This is a genomic window from Dyella sp. BiH032 (assembly GCF_031954525.1).
In the GTDB taxonomy this organism is placed as follows: Bacteria; Pseudomonadota; Gammaproteobacteria; order Xanthomonadales; family Rhodanobacteraceae; genus Dyella_D.
In genome coordinates this window covers 1583418-1603373 of record NZ_CP134867.1, presented here as the reverse complement: position 1 = coordinate 1603373, position 19956 = coordinate 1583418, and the positions used below count along the sequence as shown (strand labels likewise).

General features: G+C 68.6%; 18 protein-coding genes. 11 read left to right on the top strand and 7 right to left on the bottom strand.

The window, feature by feature from the left end; genetic code table 11:
- The first annotated feature begins 1 nt into the window (after position 1).
- From RKE25_RS07105 to RKE25_RS07095, 3 genes are all read left to right on the top strand, one after another.
- On the top strand, positions 2-439 hold the full coding sequence (locus RKE25_RS07105; RefSeq protein ID WP_311841537.1) for a hypothetical protein: 438 nt from the start codon (positions 2-4) through the stop codon (positions 437-439).
- Positions 440-522: 83 nt separating this feature from the next.
- Positions 523-780, top strand: coding sequence for an exodeoxyribonuclease VII small subunit (locus RKE25_RS07100; RefSeq protein WP_311841536.1), 258 nt, complete (start codon positions 523-525; stop codon positions 778-780).
- The gene (locus RKE25_RS07095; RefSeq protein WP_311841535.1) at positions 764-1654 is read left to right on the top strand and encodes a farnesyl diphosphate synthase; all 891 of its coding nucleotides are present in this window, start codon (positions 764-766) and stop codon (positions 1652-1654) included. Before RKE25_RS07100 ends, RKE25_RS07095 begins: the two co-directional genes overlap by 17 nt.
- 65 nt (positions 1655-1719) lie before the next feature.
- Here the strand turns inward: RKE25_RS07095 and RKE25_RS07090 are convergent, their stop codons facing one another.
- Together RKE25_RS07090 and pmbA are read right to left on the bottom strand one after the other, a co-directional pair.
- Positions 1720-2157, bottom strand: a complete 438-nt coding sequence (locus RKE25_RS07090) for a DUF4870 domain-containing protein (RefSeq protein WP_311841534.1) — start codon at positions 2155-2157, stop codon at positions 1720-1722.
- A 151-nt stretch (positions 2158-2308) separates the two neighbouring features.
- The gene (pmbA, locus tag RKE25_RS07085) at positions 2309-3676 is read right to left on the bottom strand and encodes a metalloprotease PmbA (protein WP_311841533.1); all 1368 of its coding nucleotides are present in this window, start codon (positions 3674-3676) and stop codon (positions 2309-2311) included.
- 109 nt (positions 3677-3785) lie between these two features.
- Here pmbA and RKE25_RS07080 point away from each other — a divergent pair, with 109 nt between their 5' ends.
- Together RKE25_RS07080 and yjgA are read left to right on the top strand one after the other, a co-directional pair.
- Positions 3786-4040, top strand: a complete 255-nt coding sequence (locus tag RKE25_RS07080) for a DUF1653 domain-containing protein (RefSeq protein ID WP_311841532.1) — start codon at positions 3786-3788, stop codon at positions 4038-4040.
- A gap of 20 nt (positions 4041-4060) precedes the next feature.
- Positions 4061-4621, top strand: a complete 561-nt coding sequence (gene yjgA, locus RKE25_RS07075) for a ribosome biogenesis factor YjgA (protein WP_311841531.1) — start codon at positions 4061-4063, stop codon at positions 4619-4621.
- A gap of 65 nt (positions 4622-4686) precedes the next feature.
- Here yjgA and RKE25_RS07070 read toward each other — a convergent pair whose 3' ends face one another.
- Positions 4687-6297 (bottom strand): S53 family peptidase, encoded by a 1611-nt coding sequence (locus RKE25_RS07070; protein WP_311841530.1) that lies wholly within the window; start codon positions 6295-6297, stop codon positions 4687-4689.
- A gap of 278 nt (positions 6298-6575) precedes the next feature.
- The gene (gene tldD, locus RKE25_RS07065) at positions 6576-8015 is read right to left on the bottom strand and encodes a metalloprotease TldD (protein WP_311841529.1); all 1440 of its coding nucleotides are present in this window, start codon (positions 8013-8015) and stop codon (positions 6576-6578) included.
- A 154-nt stretch (positions 8016-8169) separates the two neighbouring features.
- Here tldD and RKE25_RS07060 point away from each other — a divergent pair, with 154 nt between their 5' ends.
- The gene (locus RKE25_RS07060; RefSeq protein WP_311841528.1) at positions 8170-9381 is read left to right on the top strand and encodes a sterol desaturase family protein; all 1212 of its coding nucleotides are present in this window, start codon (positions 8170-8172) and stop codon (positions 9379-9381) included.
- Between the two features lie 3 nt (positions 9382-9384).
- Here RKE25_RS07060 and RKE25_RS07055 read toward each other — a convergent pair whose 3' ends face one another.
- Both RKE25_RS07055 and rng read right to left on the bottom strand, forming a co-directional pair.
- Positions 9385-13305 carry a YhdP family protein gene (locus RKE25_RS07055; protein ID WP_311841527.1) on the bottom strand — a complete coding sequence of 1307 codons (3921 nt, stop codon included), beginning with the start codon at positions 13303-13305 and terminating at the stop codon, positions 9385-9387.
- A 20-nt stretch (positions 13306-13325) separates the two neighbouring features.
- Positions 13326-14810, bottom strand: coding sequence for a ribonuclease G (rng, locus tag RKE25_RS07050; protein WP_311841526.1), 1485 nt, complete (start codon positions 14808-14810; stop codon positions 13326-13328).
- A 239-nt stretch (positions 14811-15049) separates the two neighbouring features.
- Here rng and RKE25_RS07045 point away from each other — a divergent pair, with 239 nt between their 5' ends.
- Together RKE25_RS07045 and RKE25_RS07040 are read left to right on the top strand one after the other, a co-directional pair.
- Positions 15050-15715 (top strand): response regulator transcription factor, encoded by a 666-nt coding sequence (locus tag RKE25_RS07045; protein WP_311841525.1) that lies wholly within the window; start codon positions 15050-15052, stop codon positions 15713-15715.
- Between the two features lie 10 nt (positions 15716-15725).
- A complete protein-coding gene (locus RKE25_RS07040; RefSeq protein ID WP_311841524.1) occupies positions 15726-17114 on the top strand; it encodes an ATP-binding protein in 1389 nt (462 codons plus the stop codon).
- A gap of 1 nt (position 17115) precedes the next feature.
- Here the strand turns inward: RKE25_RS07040 and RKE25_RS07035 are convergent, their stop codons facing one another.
- The gene (locus tag RKE25_RS07035) at positions 17116-18225 is read right to left on the bottom strand and encodes a mechanosensitive ion channel domain-containing protein (protein WP_311841523.1); all 1110 of its coding nucleotides are present in this window, start codon (positions 18223-18225) and stop codon (positions 17116-17118) included.
- A 114-nt stretch (positions 18226-18339) separates the two neighbouring features.
- Here RKE25_RS07035 and RKE25_RS07030 point away from each other — a divergent pair, with 114 nt between their 5' ends.
- From RKE25_RS07030 to RKE25_RS07020, 3 genes are read left to right on the top strand one after another with little or no spacing between them, the layout of a single operon-like run.
- Positions 18340-19029 (top strand): ATP-binding protein, encoded by a 690-nt coding sequence (locus tag RKE25_RS07030; protein WP_311841522.1) that lies wholly within the window; start codon positions 18340-18342, stop codon positions 19027-19029.
- Entirely contained in the window at positions 19016-19564 is a 549-nt protein-coding gene (locus RKE25_RS07025) for a mismatch-specific DNA-glycosylase (RefSeq protein ID WP_311841521.1), read from the top strand. Before RKE25_RS07030 ends, RKE25_RS07025 begins: the two co-directional genes overlap by 14 nt.
- Positions 19565-19600: 36 nt before the next feature.
- Positions 19601-19945 carry a GFA family protein gene (locus RKE25_RS07020; protein WP_311841520.1) on the top strand — a complete coding sequence of 115 codons (345 nt, stop codon included), beginning with the start codon at positions 19601-19603 and terminating at the stop codon, positions 19943-19945.
- Positions 19946-19956: the final 11 nt, after the last annotated feature.

The following is a 19956-nucleotide window of genomic DNA, read 5'->3' as shown; positions in this document are numbered from 1 at the left end:
CATGTCCCGCAAGACCTTGCTCAGTACCGCCCTGCTGGCGCTCGCTGCCGCTTGCGCCTTTCCCGCCTGGGCGGGCGGACCGCCGCCCTGGGCGCCGGCGCACGGCTGGCGCGCCAAGCACCACTACACGTACTACCCGGAGGGCGAGGTCTACTACGCACCCGAGTCCCGCGTCTGGTTCTGGCTGGACGGAGGCACCTGGCGCAGCGGCGTCAGCCTGCCGATCGATTTCCAGGGCTACGTGCGTACCGGCGGCATCAGCATCGAGCTGGACGCCGATCGCCCCTATGCACGGCACGATTACGTGGTCGAACACTACGGCGGTCGCCCACCGCGCGGGATGCGCCGCGATGAGGATCACGATGGCCCCGGCGGTCCGCCGGACCGCGGCGGACCGCCTCCGGGCAAAGGCCGGGGCCATGGCCGCGACAAGGACTGACCCGCGCCAACGCGCGTCCTGCAAGCGTTCCCAGCCCCTGCGCGGATTGATTCCGCGCAGGGGCTGAGTTAGTTTTCCCGGCCATGGCCAAGCCCGCTCCCGCTCCCGCAGAACCTGCTTCCCCCGCCGATTTCGAACATTCGCTGGACGAACTCGAGCAGCTGGTAGCGCGCATGGAGGGCGGCGACCTGAGCCTCGACGATTCCCTGGCATCGTTCGAACGCGGCATCGGCCTGTATCGCCACTGCCAGCAGGCGCTGGAACAGGCCGAATTGCGCGTGAGGCTGTTGCTCGACCCCGAAGCCCCCGACAGCGCAGAACCGTTTGAACCCGAACTTTGATCTCGGCCCCGACCTCCAAGCGCTGATCGCGCGCGCCGACCACGCCCTGTCGCGGACCCTCCCCGCCGAAGACCGCTCTCCCACCGAACTGCATCGCGCCATGCGCTATGCCGTCCTGGGCGGCGGCAAGCGCCTGCGTCCGCTGCTGGTCTACGCGGCCGGCCACGCGCTGGGCGAAGACGGCCCCGGCCTGGACGCGCCGGCCTGCGCGGTGGAACTCATCCACGCTTATTCGCTGGTGCACGACGACCTGCCGGCCATGGACGACGACGACATGCGCCGCGGCCGGCCGACCTGCCACATCGTGTTCGGCGAAGCGATGGCGATCCTCGCCGGCGACGCGCTGCAGGCGCTGGCCTTCGAACTGCTCGCCCACGACCGGCATGTGGCCGGCCGCGGGCTGGACATGCTGCGCACGCTGGGCCGCGCCTGCGGGGCCGAGGGCATGGCCGGTGGCCAGGCGCTCGATCTGGCCGCGGTCGGCCACAAGCTCAGCCTCGCGGAACTGGAGCACATGCACGCCTGCAAGACCGGCGCGCTGATCCGCGCTTCCGTGCGCCTGGGCGCGCTCGCAGCGGACGCCGACGACGAAATGCTTAATGCGCTGGACCGCTACGCCCACGCGGTGGGCCTGGCCTTCCAGGTGCGCGACGACATTCTCGATGTGGAGGGCGAGTCCGCCGTGATCGGCAAGACCGCCGGCAAGGACGCGGCCGCCGACAAGCCGACCTTCCCTTCCATCATCGGCGCGGATGCCTCACGCGCGCGCCTGGAGGAACTCACCGCCGGCGCGCTGGAAGCGATCGCGCCGCTGGGCGCACGCGGCGCCTTGCTGGAACGCCTTGCGCTGTACGCGGCCAGGCGTCATCACTGAAGTTTCGGCGAAGCAAAAAAGAGGCAGCCCTGGGGCTGCCTCTTTCGTTGCACTTCCGGCGATGGCTATTTGATCAGGCGCAGGCAGAACGGATAGCGATAGCGCTCGCCTTCGTTCGCCTTGATGGTCGCCATGATCACCAGGACCAGCCAGGCGATGCCGATCACGACGCCGGCCGGCAGGGCCAGAATGATGCCGATGCCAAGCGTGAGCACGGTGATCAGCAGCAGCACCACGGCGATGATGGCCATCGTGATGTTGAAGTTCAGCGCTTCCTTGGCCTGGTCGTCGACAAAGGGCATGGTCTCGCGCTTCACCAGCCAGATGATCAGCGGCCCGACGAAGCAGCCGATGCCGAACCAGTGGCCGGTGAGCAAGGTACCCAGCAAGGCGGACAGGTGCGCGAGCATGGCCCATTGGCGTTCCTCGGGGCTGGGCATGTCCGAGGGCGGCGGCGTGGGTTCGCTGGGCGAAGGCTCGACAGACTCGGGTGGAACGCTCATGCGTGTCTCTCCTGGTCGTGCGGACGCCCGCTCGGGCGCCGGTGGCGCGATGCTAGCAAGGGCCGGGGCCGTTTGCCGAGCCAACCGGCGGCCTATGCCGGGGCGACTGCACAAAGCCTCTCAGCGGGGCTCGGGACAGCCGCCCGGCGGCTCACTCACCGGCGATCGTCATCCGGTCGACCAGAATCGAGCCGGTGAGCAGGTGCGACCGGGGGTCCACGTCCGCCCCGACCGCCTGGATGCCGGCGTACATGTCGCGCAGGTTGGCGGCAATGGTGATCTCTTCCACCGGGTAGGCGATCTGCCCGTTCTCGACCCAGAAGCCCGCCGCGCCGCGCGAATAGTCGCCGGTGATGGTATTGACGCCCTGCCCCATCACTTCGGTCACCAGCAGGCCGGTGCCGAGCCGCCGCAGCATGCCTTCGAAATCGTCGCGCCCCTGGTCGGCGGCACCGGCCTCGACGATCAGGTTGTGGATGCCGCCGGCGTTGCCGGTCGACTGCAGGCCGAGCTTGCGGGCCGAATAGCTGCCCAACACGTAGCGCGCCAGCACGCCTTCTTCGATCAGCGCGCTGTCGCGGGTGGCCACGCCCTCGGCGTCGAAGGCGCCCGAGCCCTGGCCGCGCCTCAGCAGCGGGCGCTCGACGATGTGCATCCAGGACGGCATCACGCGCTGCCCGGCATGGTCGAGCAGGAAGCTGGCCCGCCGGTACAGCGCCCCACCGCTTACCGCGCTCACCAGGTGGCCGATCAGGCCGCGGGCGATTTCCGGCGCGAACAGCACCGGGCTCTGCCGCGTCGACAATCGACGCGCGCCCAGGCGCGCCAGGGTGCGCTGCGCGGCGCGGTCGCCGAGCGCTTCCGGGCTCATGAAGTCGGTCGCGGCGCGCACGCTGTCGTACCAGTAATCGCGCTGCATGCCCTCCTCGTCGCCGGCGATCAGCGAGAGCGAGAGCGAGTGGCGCGTGCCCCGCTCGCGCCCGATGAAGCCATGCGAGTTGGCGTAGACCGCGAGGCTCTCGCCCATCTGGACGCCGGCGCCGTCGGAATTGGTGATGCCGGCGTGCGCACGCCCTGCTTCCTCGATGCGTTGGCCGAGCCGGATCGCACCATGAGTATCGATGTCCCACGGGTGCCACACGTCCAGATCGGGGAACGAGGTCGCCATCAGCGAAGCGTCGGCAAGGCCGGCGGCCGGGTCTTCCTCGGTATAGCGGGCAATGGCGCAGGCCTGGTCCAGCGTGGCCTGGATGGAATCCGGATTCAGGTCGCCCGTACTGGCCGAACCCTTGCGCTGGCCGAAATACACCGTCAGCCCGAAGCCGCGGTCGCGGGTGTGCTCCACCGTCTCGACTTCGCCCAGGCGCACGTTCACGCTGAGCCCCGTATCGATGCTCGCGGCCACTTCGGCCTGGCTGGCGCCCGCGGCGCGGGCTCGCCGGATCACGTCCTGGGCCAGGTCGGCGAGGCGGTCGAGATCCTGCTGGCTGCGGTCGGAAGTAACGGGAATCGCGCTCACATGGGTTTCCTGAAGGCTGGCGGGTAGAATACGCGGCCCGAACCGCGCAGCCTCCCGAGATGGGGGCGCCGCGGCCGATGCAAAGCCTTTCGCCGCGGAGAACTGCGCCATGGTGCCGGAGACCGGCCTTTACCGTCACTACAAAGGGCAGCCTTATCGTGTGCTCGGTACGGCCCGCCATAGCGAAACGATGGAACCGCTGGTGGTCTATCAGGCCTTGTACGGCGAATACGGATTGTGGGTCCGCCCCGCTTCGATGTTCTGCGAGAACGTGCAGGTGAATGGCGAGACGGTGCCGCGCTTCGCGCTCGAACGTGCCGAGCCTGGCATCGCCACCGGTCCGGATGCCGCCGCGGCGCCGTGACGTATCAAGAGACAGAACCCGTGAACCGCACCTATACCGACGACCCCGATCACGACTACGGTCCCACGCGCTCGCAGCAGCGCCGCGATGCGCTCGCCGTGCTCGAGCTCGCCGGGCAGCTGGTCGAATTGCCGCCCAGCCGCCTGGCCAAGCTCGATCTGCCGGAGGACGTCGTGCGCGAGATCGAGAACACGCGGAAGATCACTTCGCACATCGCGCGCAAGCGCCAGCTCGGCTTTCTCGCCAAGGTGATGCGCCGGCACGACAACGAAGCGTTCGACAGCGTGCGTGCCGCGCTGGGTGAAAACCGCGAGCGTCAGCGCCAGGAAACCGCGGCGATGCATCGCCTGGAAGCGACGCGCGAGCGTCTGCTCGCCGACGAGGAGAACGCGTTGCCCGAACTGATCGCCGCGTATCCGCAGCTCGATCGCCAGCACCTGCGCTCGCTGCTGCGCCAGGCGCGCCTGGAGCGCGAGAAGAACAAGCCACCGCGCGCCTATCGCGAGATATTCCAGGTGCTCAAGTCGCTGTCCGAAACCGACGAAGCCGGAGGCGAAGATGCCGGCGACGCCGAAGCCTGATCGGAACACGGCATGAGAAAGGGGCGCCTTTGCAGGCGCCCCTTTGCGTTACGGCAATCGCCCCGTCAGAGGCTGCTGTTGAGATTGGTCACAATGGTGCTGCCGAAGCCGCTGGCGTAATCCCAGCCCACCGTCGCCGTCTCGCCACCGTTACTGCCGGAGGTGATGTCGTGGTAGCTCGTGGTCGGCACCTGGTAGAGATGCGGACCGGCGAAGCCCAGCGTGGAATGCGCCGCCAGCAGGCGGGCCCAGGTCGCTGCGAACAGCGGCGCGGCCAGGCTGGTGCCGCCGTACTGCGCATTGCTGCCGTTGACGATGATGATCGCGCCGGAGTTGGGATCCGCGTCCAGCGCCACGTCGGCCACGTCGCGCGTGGTGCCGCCGCCCTGGGTCTGCCAGCTCGGCTTGGGCTCCACCGTGCTCGGGCTACCGCCAGCCTTCGACCACAGCGTCTCGCCGGCCCAGCTGTTGTTGGTGCCGGTGGTGAGCGTGGTGCCGCTCACCGCCACCACGTAGGGCGAGCTGGCCGGATAGCTCGGCGTAGTACCGCGCGGGGCCTTGCTGCACTCGTTGGAGCCGGAGTCGCCGGTGGAAATGGAGAACGTCTGCCCCTGCGCCACGCCCAGCGCGAAGATCTGGTCGTCGGCGGCCATGGAGCCGTCGTTGTAGGCGGACGTCTCGCACTCGCCGAGCGACACGTTGATCACCTGCGCCTGGTTGTCGGTCACCGCCTGGTTGAAGGCCTGGGTAAGCGCGCTGTTGGAGAGCGAGTTGGCCGCGTAGAAGATCAGCTTCCCGACGCCGCCGGACATCGCCACGATGTCCTGGCTGTCCAGGTCCCATTCGGGCGTGCCGCTGGTGTCGGTGCCGGGCGTGCCGACCGTCACCACCTGCGTGTTCACCGCCGGCAGGCCGTTGTTGCTGGTGAAGGTGGTCAGATCCTTCAGCGGCTGCGTCATGTCGCCGTCGCTGATGATGCCCACGGTGATGGTGGAAGCGGTCGGCGTGCTGCCGGCGTTGTAGATGGTCGGGAACGCAGTCGGGTTGTGGCCCACGATGCCGGTAGTGGCATTGGTGCCGACGCGCGCGGCCGGCTTCAGCATCGTATGCGCATGGGCCACGGTCTGCAGGCCGACCACGGCCAGCACGGACTGTCCCAGGGCCGCCGGTACCTTCGCGTCGTCGATGTTGGCGTAGGCGGCGCGGCCTTCCGCGTCATGCGTCTTGACGAGGCGCGTGGCGAACGCGTTCTGCGCCGTGCCCGCATCGCCGTCGGCGGAGATGATCAGGCGATTGGGAGATACCTGGATATTCGTGAAGCCGCTCGCACGCAGGTGATCGACCACCGCCTGCACCTGCGCCTGGCTCGGCGAGAACATCGCCTGCGCATCGGCCGCGCTGAGCTTGGTGTGGAACGCCGAGCTGGCCGGATCCTGCGAGGCCTTGATGAAATCGTCGAGCGCCGAACGGTTCTGCAGCTTCAGCACCACTTCGACGTGCACCGGCAGGCTGGCTTCGGCCAAGTCTGCGGTGGTCGCCGTCGCGGCCAGTTCATGCGCACGCGTAGCAGTGCTTGCCCACGCGGTGTTCGGTCCCGCGGCCATGGCGGGCGCGGAAGCGATCGTCCCCACGATCGCGGCAAGCGCCAGGCACAACGAGGTCTTGTTCATCTGCATGAAAACGTCTCCCAATGGTTGTCTTCGATGCCCTCGACGGGCGTGAGTACCGGCGGCACGCCGCCGGACGCAGGCAACCTGGATACCTCGCCGTTCCCTGTCTGGTTTTGCCCCCTGTGAACCTCCCGCTCCCCGGCAAAGCATCGCTCCTCCCCGCGTGCGGCTAGCACACGGGAGGAATCTTTCATGCAGCTGTTGAAATGGAAAAAGTCCTTGCGAATCGCCGCGAAAGTTTTCGCGGCGCGAAAGCGCGAGCACGCATGGCTCGCGCCAGAACGTCAGGACGCGGTGCCGCCCACCGTCATGCCGTCCACGCGCAAGGTCGGCTGTCCCACGCCCACGGGCACGCTCTGCCCGTCCTTGCCGCACACGCCGACGCCTTCGTCCAGCGCCAGGTCGTTGCCGATCATCGAGACACGCGTGAGTACCTCGGGACCCGAGCCGACCAGGGTGGCGCCCTTCACCGGCGCGGTGACCTTGCCATCTTCGATCAGGTAGGCCTCGCTGGCGGAGAACACGAACTTGCCGTTGGTGATGTCGACCTGGCCGCCGCCGAAGTTCACCGCGTAGATGCCGCGCTTGACCGAACGGATGATCTCCTGCGGATCGTGCTGGCCGGCGAGCATGTAGGTGTTGGTCATGCGCGGCATCGGCAGTTGCGCGAACGACTCGCGGCGGCCGTTGCCGGTGGGCTTCATGCCCATCAGGCGCGCATTGAGCTTGTCCTGCATGTAGCCCTTGAGGATGCCGTCCTCGATCAGCGTGGTGCATTCGGTCGGCGTGCCCTCGTCATCGATGCTCAGCGAACCGCGGCGGCCGGGCAGCGTGCCGTCGTCCACCACGGTGACGCCAGGCGCAGCCACGCGCTGGCCGATGCGGCCGGCGAAGGCAGAGCTGCCCTTGCGATTAAAATCGCCTTCCAGGCCATGGCCGATGGCTTCATGCAGCAGCACGCCGGGCCAGCCAGGACCGAGCACCACCGTCATCATGCCGGCGGGCGCGTCGACCGCCTCCAGGTTGACCAGCGCCTGGCGCACCGCTTCGTCGGCGAAGGCCAGCGCGCGGCCGTTCTCCAGCAGCTCGCGATAACCGTAGCGGCCGCCGCCGCCCACGTGGGCCTGCTCGCGCCGGCCGTTGTGCTCGACGATCACGTGCACGTTCAGGCGCACTAGCGGACGCACGTCGGCAGCGAGCGTGCCGTCCGACGAGGCGACCAGCACGGTGTCCATCGTGGCGGCCATGCTCACGATCACCTGCTTGACACGCGGGTCGCGCGAGCGCGCATAGGCATCCACTTCGCGCATGACCGCGATCTTGTCGGCATTAGGCAGGCTCTCGACCGGGTCGATGGCCGGATAGAGCTGACGGGCGCCGTGCAGCGCCAGCGGCTGGCCGTTCCCGTTGCCGCCCTGGGCGATCGCCCGGGCCGCCCGCGACGCCTCCAGCAGCTGCGGCAGCACGATCTCGTCGGAGTAGGCAAAACCGGTCTTTTCGCCCGCGATGGCGCGCACGCCGACGCCCTGCTCGATCGAATGGCTGCCGTCCTTGACGATGCCCTCCTCCAGCAACCACGACTCGCTGCGGGAGTGCTGGAAGTACAGGTCTGCCGCATCGATGGAAGGCCCCATCAGCTGGGAGAACACGCGGTCGAGGTCGGTGGCGGCCAGGCCACCCGGCGCCAGAAGACGGCGCTCAGCCTGGGCGATCAGTGAATCCATAGGGTCGTTGCTCTGGCGAACGGGACGGAGACTGTAGCAAGTGGGGCCCCCGCCCATGCATTTAAAGCGCTGGCGGCAGTGGAGCCGCCGGTCCCCGGACCGCTACCATGCCCCAGCCAGCCGGGAGCGGATGGCGCCCACGTGAAGGACCACCATGAACGATTTTTCGAAACGCGAACTGGCCCATAAGGTCATCGACCGCACCCTCAAGGCGCCGCTCGACGACACCCGCGAATTGCTGCACCGCGACGGCGAGCTCAAGCCTGGGCTGGGCAAGATCACCACCGTGATCGCCCTTTCCCTGGGCATCCTCAGCCTGCTCGGCGTATTGGCCTTCCATTTTCCGCAATACCTGACCACGCCCGACCTGCGGCACCGTTACTCCGTGGACGTGCTGCGCCAGCTGTTGCTGGCGGCGTTGTTGATCGCGGGCGGCATCTCGCTGGGCAATGTGATCCTGGGCCGCCAGCGCAACATCAACATCGTCGCCTTCGCCTTGGTGATCGCCGCGACCGCGCTGGGTGGCTCGCGCGTGCCGGTGGGCAATTTCCCGGACCACACGCCTTACATCGGCCTGGACTGGTTCATCCTCGACCTGCTCGGCTCCACGCTGATCTTCGTGGTGATCGAGAAACTGTTCCCGCTGTACAAGGGCCAGATGCTGTTCCGCAAGGAATGGCAGACGGACCTGAAGCATTTCGCGGTCAACCATTTCATCGTCGGCCTGGCATTGCTGGTGGTGAACTTCCTGCTGCACCACCTGTTCGGCTGGCTGGTCAGCAGCGGCTTCCAGCAGGCCGTGCGGGACCTCCCCTTCGTGCCCCAGCTGCTGCTGTGCATCCTGGTAGCCGACCTGGCGCAGTACTGGACGCACCGCGCGTATCACGAGGTGCCATTCCTGTGGAAATTCCACGCCGTGCACCACAGCGTGAAGACCATGGACTGGCTCGCCGGCTCGCGCCAGCACATGCTGGAACTGATCTTCACGCGCGTGTGCGTGCTGGCGCCGCTGTACATCCTCGGTTTCAGCGAGGGAGTGATGAATGCCTACATCATCGTGGTCGGCTTCCAGGCGGTGTTCAATCACGCCAACGTGCACCTGCCGTGGGGGCCGCTGAAGTACGTCGTGGTCACGCCGGACTTCCACCACTGGCATCACGCTTCCGACGACGAGGCGATCGACAAGAACTATGCGGCGCATTACGCCTTCCTCGATTACCTGTTCGGTACCGCGGTGAAGTCGAAGAAGAAATTCCCCGAGAAGTACGGCGTGGTCGGCGACTACATGCCTGACGGCTTTGTGCGCCAGCAGATGTTCCCGTTCCGCGGCAGTACCAAGCCGGCGGAATCCGCCACGGAATCCTGAGTTTCAGCGGCCCGCGCTGGCGGCCGGTGCAGGTGCCGGCGTCGTGGGCGCCGATGTGATGGGCACTGACGTGGCAGGTGCCGGTGTTATGGGCGCCGGTGCCGCCGCTTCGGCGGCGGCCGGCGCCGAGGCCGGCAGGCTCTTCTTCTCCACCAGCGAAATGTCGGGTTTGTCCCAGCTTCCACCGATGTGATAGCGCGCGCTGGCCACGCGATTGATGCCGCGCCCCAGCAATCCCTGCGCCACGAAACCGGCGGCCGCGCCGAGCGGGCCGGCCACCACCGCGCCGACGATCGGCAGGCTATTGCCGATGTGCGGCACCACCAGGGCCTGCTGGTCGTAATCCTTCGCGCGCAGGCCGGTACGTCCCTTGATGGTGATCTCGGCCGCCGGCCCGCGCATGGACAGATTGCCGGTGGTCGCGTTGCCGTCGGCCAGCGTGAAGTCGCCGGTGATGGAATCGAACGCCAATCCCTTGCCGAAGACGTCGCCGAAATCGAGCGTCAGGCGGCGCGGCAGTTCTACCAGCGAGACCAGACCGAACAGGCGGCCCACGCCCGGCGCCACCTCGGGAATGCTGCCGTCGGTGACCTGCACGCTCAGCTTGCCGTCCATGTTGGCCAGTTCCATTGCCGACGGCGCCCCCGGCCAGGTCGCATCGAGGTGCGCGCGCGTCTTGCCGCCGTTGAACAGGCCGGCGAAGCCGAAGGCGCCGAGCATGTCGCCGAGGTTTTCCGCCGAGAAGTCGATGCGCAGGTGGCTGTGACTGTTGGTGGCGGTGCCTTCCCAGTCGCCGCTCGCATTGATCTGCACGCCGCGCGACAAGGCACGCAACTGGTCGATGTGCATGCCGCGATCGGTGGGCCAGGTCTCCAGGCGCGCCTCGCCGAGTCTGGACTCGCCGAAGCGCAGGTCGCCCACCCACAGGTGGAACGGCGGCAGCGCCGACGGCGTGATGCCCGTGTTGGCCGGATCGGGCTTGGGCGCCTCGGCCGAACCGGCGTTCGCCGGCTTCGTATCCGTGCCGCTGGTCTTGGGCCAGTAGAGGCGCTGCAGCCGCGCGGTGACGCCGCGGCTATCGATACCTTCCGAAGGGATGGTGAAGCGGCCGGCGATGTCGGCACTGTCCACGTCCACATTCAGCTGGCCCGGCTGCGGCATGGCCTGGATGCGCATGGACGGGAAAGCGTGGCCGAAGACTTCGGCCTGGTCGGCGGTGACGTCGATGCTTTCCAGGCCCGGGCCATCGCCGCTGCTGCCCGCGACGGCGCGCTGCACCCAGCCGGTGACGTCCAGCCGCGCCGCGCGGCCACGCACGCGGATGCCCTTGTCGGGCACCGTGTCGGGCATGCGCGTGCCGAACATGAAGGTGGCGCCCAGCGGGCGCTTGTCGTCGGGCAGGCGGAAGCGTTGGCGCACCACTTGCCCCACCGCGATCTGCAGGTCGCCGCCCTGCACCGGCAGCGCCAGCGAAAGATGCAGCGGCAGGCTGGTTTCGGCCGGTTTCTTGATCGGCGTCGGCATGTCCAGCGCCATGCCGGCCAGGTTGGTATCCAGGGTCAGCAGCTGCGCCGCATTGGCCACCGAGTCCGGCCGCACGATGTCGAAACCGATGGTGACTTCGCTGCGTCCGCTGGCGACGTCGTTGAGCCAGGTCAGCGAGTCCAGCCCCTGAGTCAGTTCCGCCATGCCGTAGCGGCCGGTGAGGCGCGCAGAGAACTCGGTGTCCGGGCGCCCGGTGGCGGCGGCAATGGCGATGTCGAGCTTGGAAGGCTGGCCGCGGAAGATGGCATCGAGCGGGCCGGCGTGGAAGCCGTGCGCGTCGAAGCTGGCCTGGCCGGAAATCTTGTCGAGCCGCAGCTTCCAGTCGGGCGCGTCGAGATCGACATCCTTGAGGGCGGCGTTGCCGGCCAGGAAGAAGTCCTTGGCGTCCTTCATCGGCAGGGACAGGTGGAAATCGAACGTGCCGGCGCCGCCGAGGTTGAGCTTGCCCAAGGCATCGGCCTGCCGGTTGCCGATCGGGCTGCGCCGCACGAAGTCGAGCAGGCTGGCGCCGCTGCCGGACCCGTGCACATTCAGGTCCAGCACGGTATTGGCGAAATCCGGAATCAGCGCCACGGCCCGCTCGGCCTTTACGCCGAGCGATTCGCCGCCGCTGGCTTCCACCAGCATGCCGTTGTTGACGAAGTTGGCGATCGCCGTGATGCCTTCGGCGCGCGGCCAGTCCTTGCCGTAGTCCAGCGCGAGGCCGCTGAGTTCGGCGCGGGCCTCGAAGCGGCCTTCGTTGGCCCGGAACGGCCAATCCTTCAGGTCGCCGCGTACCAGCACGTCGCCCCGGTCGACCTTGCCCGCGACCAGCGCGCGATCCAGCCATTCGACCGCCGAGGGCGGCATGGAATCGATCGGCCAGAACAGCTTTGCCGCGTCCATGTCCGCGTGGTCGAGCGATGCATACAGGTCGAGGAACGGTCGGCCGCCCGCATCGTGGAAGCGGATCTCGCCGCGGGCCTGCCCGCCGAATCCGGCGCCTTCGAACGCCATGGGCTCGATGCCGAGGTGCCAGTCGTCGTCCTCATGCCATGCCGAGAACGTGCCGGCCAGGCGCGACAGCTCGAACGGCTTGCGGAACGTGTGCGGGAAGCGGAGCACGGTGGCCTGCGCGGGCAGCTCGAGCGACAGCGCGCCCTGGTCGCCGCGCAGGCGACCGTCGAGCCGGTCGATGCCGGGCAGCTTGCCCACCGGGTCGATGCCGACGCCGGCGAACGCGACGTCCGCGCTGACCACGCCTTCCGCACGGGTCCAGTGCAAGGCGGCGTGGCTCAGCTTGCCGCGCGGCTTGCCGGCGCCCACCCACTGCCCCAGCCCTGCCGACAGGTTCGGCTTCAGGGCCAGCCAGGGCACCAGCGGGCCGAGTTGCAGATCGCGGGCGGTGATCCAGGCCTCGAGGTGATCGTCGTCCTGGCGGCGCACATCCAGAGCCAGGGCGCCGCCGTCGTCGGCCGCCCAGCGCACGCGGTAGCCCTCGGCTGTCTTGTTCATGTCGGCCAGCGCGTGCAGCGACGCCACCCGTGCCTGGTTGCCGTCCGGCGCGGTGAACGCCAGCCCGTCGAGGTCGAACCGCGTGAGATTGCGCACTACTTTCGCGTCGCGCCAATCCAGCCAGCTGGCAAACGTGCCCGTGCCGCCGTTCACGCTGTAGCCGCCGAGGTCCACGCCGGCGGCCAGCGCGCGCAGGTCGGCCTTGCTGCCGGCTATCCACAGGCGTCCGTCGGCGCCGTCGTCGCGGAAATTGCCGGCGCCGCGCAGCTCGCCGGCGGCGCCTTCGCGCCGCAGCACCGCGCCGACGCGCACGCGCGTGCCCTGGCGGCTCACCCGCAGCTGCTGGGCCACGAGTGCGTAGTGCTTGCCGGTGTTTTCGTCCGCGATGTCCAGCCGCAGGTCGCGCAGCCAGAGTTCTACCGAGAGCCGTCCGAACGAAGCGTTCTGCCGTTCGCCGCCGCCGGCGACGCCAATACCGTTGATGTGCCAGCCGCCGTCCTTGCCGTGCGAGAGATCCAGCTGCAGCCCGCGCGCGCGCAGATTGAGCAGGTGCCGCGACGGCATCAGCCAGCCGCCCAGATCGAGCTTGAGTTCGGTCTCCGGGATGCGCAGCGGACTGCCGCCCTCGCCCGGCCCCACCACCACGTCGCGCATGACGAACAGCGGGCCCGACGGCTCCCAGCGGCCTTCCAGCGACGCGAACGTGACCGGCCGCTGCAGCTGCCGGCTGAGCTGCGCCGCGACCCACTGCGGATGGCTGGCCAGCGAGGGCAGCACCACCTGGATCAACCCGGCCAGCACGGCGAGGCCGATAACGGACACGCCGACGACCCACGCCAGGGCGCGGGCGATGCGTTGCGTGCGCTGGCGCCAGACAACGTTCACTGGCTACTCACGCCAGCGAATCAAAGAAGAACGACATCGAACTGTTCCTGCGAGTAATGCTCCTCGGCCTGGAAGCGTATGCTCTTGGAGATGAACTCTTCCAATTCCGCCACGGCGGCGGATTCCTCTTCGAGGATGCGCCCGACCACCTTGGGACTGGCCATCACCAGCAGCTTCTCGGCATTGAACTGACGCACCGCGCGAGTGATCTCGCGGAAGATTTCGTAGGTGACCGTCTCGGCAGTCTTTACCGTGCCGCGCCCGCCGCAGGCCGGGCACGGTTCGCACAGCTGGCGCTCCAGGCTCTCGGTGGTGCGCTTGCGCGTCATCTCCACCAGGCCCAGTGCGGACATCGGGTAGACGGTGGTCTTGGCGTGGTCGCGCTGCAGGCCTTTCTCCAGCATGCGCAGCACCTGGCGCTTGTGCTCCTCGTCGGTCATGTCGATGAAATCGATGATGATGATGCCGCCGAGATTGCGCAGCCGCAGCTGCCGCGCGGCCGCCTGCGCGGCCTCGAGGTTGGTGCGGTAGACGGTTTCTTCCAGGTTGCGCGTGCCGAGATAGCCGCCGGTGTTGACGTCGATGGTGGTCATCGCCTCGGTCTGGTCGACGATGAGGTAGCCGCCGGACTTCAGCGGCACTTCCTTGCGCAGCGCGCGCTGGATTTCGTCCTCGACGCCATAGAGGTCGAAGATCGGCCGTTCGCCGGAATAGTGCTCGATGCGGTCGTCCAGGCTTGGCATGAACTTGTGCACGAACTTAACGACCTTCTCGTAGGTCTCGCGCGAATCGACGCGCACTTTCTCGATGTCGTCGTTGAGCATGTCGCGCAGGCTGCGCAACGGCAGCGACAGCTCCTCGTACACGCGTTCGCCGACCTTGGACTTGGCGATGTTTTCCTGCACTACGCGCCACACCTTGCCCAGGTAGGTGACGTCGAAGGCCAGCGATTCGGCGGTCTGTTCCTCGGCGTTGGTGCGCACGATGTAGCCGAGGGGGTTCTCGCCGATCAGCGAGGTCATCACTTCCTTCAGGCGCTGGCGCTCGGCCTCGTCTTCGATGCGCGCGGAGATGCCCAGCGTGCGCGCATGGGGTAGCAGCACGAGGTAGCGCGAGGGAATCGAAAGATGGGTGGAAAGCCGGGCGCCCTTGGTGCCGATCGGGTCCTTGACCACCTGCACCACGATCTCCTGGCCTTCATGGACCAGCTCGGTGATCGACGGCGTATGGCCGTTCGCGACCGGCATCGCATCGGCACCCTCGGCCGCCGGCAGCGGTGGGCGCACGATGTCCGACGCGTGCAGGAACGCGGCGCGCTCCAGGCCGATGTCCACGAATACCGCCTGCATGCCGGGCATCACCCGCTGCACGCGTCCCTTGTAGACGTTGCCCACATAGCCGCGGCGGGAGGCTCGCTCGACATGCACTTCCTGCAGCATGCCGTTTTCCACCACGCCGACGCGGGTTTCGCGCGGCGTCACGTTGATCAGTATTTCTTCACTCACCGAACACTCCCTCTCGGAGGGCCTTTATAGCGGCTGGGCGGACGGGCGTCGATGCGCCAGTGCGCACCCCGGACACGCGGCCGGCCCCGTTCTTAGAGCGCCGGCGGCCCGCCAGGTTGCATGATCCGGGCGGCATTTTTTTCCGTCCGCCCCGTTGTCGGCGGGCGGGGCTACGCGGAAGGCCCGGACAGGCTCTAAGCTGCGCGCCTGACACGATCCGCCCGACCACAGGGGAAACCATGAAGCTGTTGCTGGTAGAGGACTCCGAGCGCCTGCGCGCCACGCTGAGACATGGCCTGCAGGGCGCGGGCTTCACCGTCGACGCGGCCCAGGACGGAGTCGAGGCCCGGAACTACCTGGGCGGCTTCGCCTACGACCTGGTGGTGCTCGATCTGATGCTGCCCCGCCTGGACGGCATCGCCGTGCTCAACAGCCTGCCCGGCGGCGGCCCGCGTCCCCGCGTGCTGGTGCTGTCGGCCCGCGACCAGGTCGCGGACCGGATCGAGGCGCTCAACGCGGGCGCCGACGACTATCTGATCAAGCCGTTCTCGTTCGACGAGCTGGTGGCGCGCCTGCACGCCCTGGCGCGGCGCCCCCAGGAGGCCCAGCCCACGGTGCTGACGCACGGGCCGCTGTCCTGGGATCCGCGCTCCCACCTGGCCCGCGTGAACGACGAGGCGCTGGCGCTGACGCCGCGCGAGTTCGCCGTGCTGGGCCTGCTGTTGCGTCATCGGGGCCGGGCGTTCACGCGGCAGGAAATCCTCGAGCGCACCGCCGGCAGCGATACCGACGTCTCCGACCGCAGCGTGGAGGTGCTGGTGTTCGGCCTGCGCCGCAAGCTGGACGCGGCCGGCCTGGAGGGTCTGATCGAGACGCGGCGAGGGGCCGGCTACCTCATCCCATGACTCACATCCCATGACTCTGGGCTCGCTGTCCAACCGCATCACGCTGCTGCTGCTGGTGACGGGCCTGGCCGTGATGGGCGCCGGCGCGCTGCTGATGGACTGGCGGATGGACGACGAGCTGGAGGCGAAGTACCAGCAGACCCTGCTGGCCCAGGCGCGCACGCTCGCGGCGCTGATCGAACTGGAGCAGGACACCCCCGACAGCTATGCCCGGGCCAGCCTGCTCGCGGGCGAGGTGCCCGCGTTCTACGAACTGCGCTGCCCGGGCCTCCCGCCGCTGCGCAGCGACCCCGCCCCGACCGAGGTGCCGGCCGGCTGGCCTGCCGGCGCCCGCCCGGAGCCCCGCTTCACCCGCATGGAGGCGCATGGCCTGCCGGTCGGGAGCGTGATGTTCACGTTCGACATGTCGGTGGGGGTGGCCCGCGACCGCAACGGCGGCTCGGGCCGCCGTGCAGCTATGCCCCTGCGTACCTGCGCCCTGCTCTACCAGCAGGATCGCCGGCCGTTCGAGCAGATCCTGCTGGCGCTGGACTGGATCCTGGCGCTCGGCCCGGCACTGGCCCTGTGCCTCGCGCTGGTGGCGGTGCCGTGGATCGTGAGGCACGGCCTGCGCCCGGTCCGGGCCCTGGTCGAGCGCATGGCCGCGATCGGCCCCAACGCGCCGGGAGGGCGGCTGGAACGCAGCGGGCTGCGCGAGCTGGACCCGCTCGTGGACCGCTTCAACGAAGTGCTCGCGCGCATGGACGAGGGCCTGGCACGCGAACGCCAGTTCGCCAGCGGCCTGGCGCACGAGACGCGCACCCGGCTGGCCGAGCTGCGCGTCCTGACCGAGGTGGAGACGCGCTATCCCACTGGCCGTGGCGTGCCCGAGCTGATGGCGGAGGTCGGGCACATCAGCGCCGAGCTCGAAGCCACGGTGACTGCCCTGCTGCTGCTGACGCGCCTGCAGGCGGGCCTGGAGCGCCCGCGCCCGCAGCCGCTCAGCCTGGGTCTGTGGATCGGCCGGCTGGCCTTGCGCCACCGCCAGGCGGCCCAGGCGCGCGGCGTCCAGCTGGAGCTGGCCCTGGACCAGGCCGGCATCATCGACACCGATCCCGGCCTGCTCGAGATCGTGGTGGCCAACCTCCTCGGGAATGCCTGTGCCTATTCCCCCGAAGGCGACACCGTGCACCTGACGGCGGACACACGCGCCATCCTCGTCGACAACGCCGCCCCGACCCTGCAGCCGGCAGACCTTCCCAGCCTCGGCCAGCGTTTCTGGCGCAAGCAGCCCGAGCACCCCGGCCATGCCGGCCTGGGCCTGGCGCTCGCCCTCGCCGCGGCAGAGGCGCTGGGCATGCACTTGTCGTTCCGGCTGGGTCCGGACCAGCGGCTGCAGGCGCAGCTGGCGTGGGATTGATTCAAGCCGTGCCGGTGCCGCTTTCCGGGGCGGGCGCGGCGGGGCCGTCGCGAGCGCCGTCCCAGCGGATCCGCGTGGTGGGCAGGTAATCCGGGTATTCACGCTGGACGAAGGCAATCAGTCCTTCGCGGATGCGACAACGCAGATCCCAGCCCCGGCTCGAGTCGGCCGAACTGACCAGCGCGCGCAGTTGCATGGCGTGCTCGCTGGCGTCCGTCACCTGCAGCACGCAGACGCGGCCGTCCCATTCGGGCGCCTCGCGACAGAGCCGCTCCAGTTCCATGCGCAACGGCGCCATCGGCAGGCGGTAATCCACCCACAGGAACACGGTGCCGATCAGCCGCGCGGTGCGGCGCGTCCAGTTCTCGAAGGGGTTCTCGATGAAATAGTTCAGCGGCACGATGAGCCGGCGCTCGTCCCAGATGCGCACGACCACGTAGGTGCCGGTGATCTCTTCGATGCGCCCCCATTCCCCTTGCACGATCACCACGTCGTCCAGCCGGATGGGTTGCGCCAGGGCGATCTGCAGGCCCGCGATCAGATTGCTCAGCACCGGCTTGGCGGCGATGCCGAGCGCCAGGCCGGCCAGGCCCGCGGAGGCCAGCAGGCTGGCGCCGAACTGGCGCACGCCGGGAATCGTCATGAGCACGGCGGCCAACCCCGCCAGCACGGCGAGCACCATGGCCGAACGGCTCAGCACCCGCACCTGCGTGACGACGCTGCGCGCACGCAGGTTGTCGGACAAGTCGATGGGGTGCAGCCGGATGGTCAGGTCCTCCAGCGCCCCGATGCAGCGCACTACCAGCCAGGTCACCGTGGCGATGAGCGCTACCAACAGCAGTTGATGAAGGCCGCCGATCCCGCGCAGGGAGTCCACGTCCGGCGTGATGCGCAGCGCCACCGCGACCGTCAGCAGTGGCACCAGCCATTCCATCGGGGCGCTGGCGCGGCTCACCATGCCGTAGACGGCGGGGTGCCGTCGGGCCAGGCGCCGCAACGTCGCGTAGGCCACGCGGCGGACCACGAAGGCGATCGCCAGCGCGACCGCCAGCGTGATGCCCAGGCGGCCGAGGGGGTGGTCGTTCCAGAAACTGGCGAGATCGATGGTCATGCCCGTGCTGCGACGACGACGCTCCTACCCTGCCGCAGGCCATGTCCAGGGCGCGTGGTCGGCACCTTAAGGCGGCGCCACGCGGAAGCGCGAAACAGGCCCTAAAGTAGCGCCATGCAACCGGTTCCCATCCTGCTGGCGTGGAGTGGCGGCAAGGACTGCCTGATGGCCCTGCAGCACCTGCTGCGGGAGCCGCGCTGGCAGCCCGTGGGCCTACTCGCGACGGTCAACCGCACCTATCAGCGCGTCGCCATGCACGGCACCCGGCGCGATGTGCTGCATGCACAGGCGGAAGCCCTCGGCCTGCCGCTGCTCGAGGCGGAGCTGGACTGGCCGGGCGCCAATGAGGCCTACGAAGCGGCGCAGGCTCGTGCGCTGGCCGAAGCTCGCAGGCTCTGGCCGGGCGTGCGGCATTGCGCGTTCGGCGATCTGTTTCTCGCCGACGTGCGCGACTACCGCGTGCGCCAGCTCGGCCGCGAAGGATGGCGGGCGGTCTTTCCGCTCTGGGGCGAGGACACCACGGCGCTCGCGCGCCGCTTTGTCGGCGAGGGACATCGCGCGGCGCTTTGCTGTGTCGATACGCAACAGCTGGACCCATCCTTCTGCGGGCAGGCCTTCGACAATGCGCTGCTGGACACCCTGCCCGCCGGCGTCGATCCCTGCGGCGAGCGCGGGGAGTTCCATACGCTCTGTTTCGGAGGACCGCTGTTCCGCCGGCCGCTGGCGCTGCGGCGGGGCGAATCCACGCTGCGCGACGGACGTTTCCAGTACACCGATTTCCTGCTGGCCGATGGACCGCACTGACACCACGCACATCCTTCCCGACGTGCTGCAACCCGGCCTGGGGCTGGTGTTCTGCGGCACGGCAGCGGGCAAGCGCTCCGCCGCGGAGCGTGCCTACTATGCGCACCCCGGCAACATGTTCTGGCGCGCGCTGCACGCGGCGGGCCTGACGCCGCGCCTGTTGGCACCGGCGGAATATCCGCTGCTGCCGGCTTACGGCGTGGGGCTGACCGACCTGGCCAAGCGCCACGTCGGCAATGATGACGAACTGCCGCGCGATGCTTTCGACATCCCAGCGCTGCGCGCGAAGATCGAGCGGTTCGCGCCGGGCGTGGTCGCGTTCACCAGCAAGGCCGCGGCACGGGGCGCGCTAGGCCGCGCGGCCGGGTATGGACCACAACCGGAAACCATCGGAACCACGCGCCTGTTCGTGTTGCCGTCGCCATCGGGCCAGGCACGGGGGCATTGGGATCTCGCGCCGTGGATGGCGCTGGCGGCCTTCGTCGAGACGGTCCGCGCAGCGTCGCTTATGGCCGATCGCCCATTCGGCCCGTAGGGTCCGATTTATCCCATCGACACGGAGAGAAAAGTCATGCTCAAAGGCAGCTGCCACTGTGGCGCGATCACGCTGGAAGTCGACGCATCGCCCGATCAGGTCATGGAATGCAATTGCTCGCATTGCAGCCGCAAGGGCTACCTGCTCTGGTTCGTTCCGCGCGAACAGACGCGCGTGCATGCCGACGAAGGCAAGCTCAGCACGTATCACTTCAACAGGCATGTGATCGACCACCATTTCTGCGCGCACTGCGGCTGCGCTCCTTTTGCCACCGGCACGGGTCCGGATGGCAAGGCGATGGCGGCGATCAATGCGCGCTGCCTGGAAGGGCTGGACCTTTCCGCCCTCAAGCGCGTGCCGGTCGACGGCCGCAGCTACTGAGCGGCATGGCG

What these genes read in the sequence shown, in the direction of transcription:
- RKE25_RS07105 (WP_311841537.1), top strand. Translation starts at nt 2, where the DNA reads ATGTCCCGCAAGACCTTGCTCAGTACCGCCCTGCTGGCGCTCGCTGCC.
- RKE25_RS07100 (WP_311841536.1), top strand. Translation starts at nt 523, where the DNA reads ATGGCCAAGCCCGCTCCCGCTCCCGCAGAACCTGCTTCCCCCGCCGAT.
- RKE25_RS07090 (WP_311841534.1), bottom strand. Translation starts at nt 2,157, where the DNA reads ATGAGCGTTCCACCCGAGTCTGTCGAGCCTTCGCCCAGCGAACCCACG.
- RKE25_RS07080 (WP_311841532.1), top strand. Translation starts at nt 3,786, where the DNA reads ATGGTGCCGGAGACCGGCCTTTACCGTCACTACAAAGGGCAGCCTTAT.
- RKE25_RS07070 (WP_311841530.1), bottom strand. Translation starts at nt 6,297, where the DNA reads ATGCAGATGAACAAGACCTCGTTGTGCCTGGCGCTTGCCGCGATCGTG.
- tldD (WP_311841529.1), bottom strand. Translation starts at nt 8,015, where the DNA reads ATGGATTCACTGATCGCCCAGGCTGAGCGCCGTCTTCTGGCGCCGGGT.
- RKE25_RS07060 (WP_311841528.1), top strand. Translation starts at nt 8,170, where the DNA reads ATGAACGATTTTTCGAAACGCGAACTGGCCCATAAGGTCATCGACCGC.
- RKE25_RS07045 (WP_311841525.1), top strand. Translation starts at nt 15,050, where the DNA reads ATGAAGCTGTTGCTGGTAGAGGACTCCGAGCGCCTGCGCGCCACGCTG.
- RKE25_RS07040 (WP_311841524.1), top strand. Translation starts at nt 15,726, where the DNA reads ATGACTCTGGGCTCGCTGTCCAACCGCATCACGCTGCTGCTGCTGGTG.
- RKE25_RS07035 (WP_311841523.1), bottom strand. Translation starts at nt 18,225, where the DNA reads ATGACCATCGATCTCGCCAGTTTCTGGAACGACCACCCCCTCGGCCGC.
- RKE25_RS07030 (WP_311841522.1), top strand. Translation starts at nt 18,340, where the DNA reads ATGCAACCGGTTCCCATCCTGCTGGCGTGGAGTGGCGGCAAGGACTGC.
- RKE25_RS07025 (WP_311841521.1), top strand. Translation starts at nt 19,016, where the DNA reads ATGGACCGCACTGACACCACGCACATCCTTCCCGACGTGCTGCAACCC.
- RKE25_RS07020 (WP_311841520.1), top strand. Translation starts at nt 19,601, where the DNA reads ATGCTCAAAGGCAGCTGCCACTGTGGCGCGATCACGCTGGAAGTCGAC.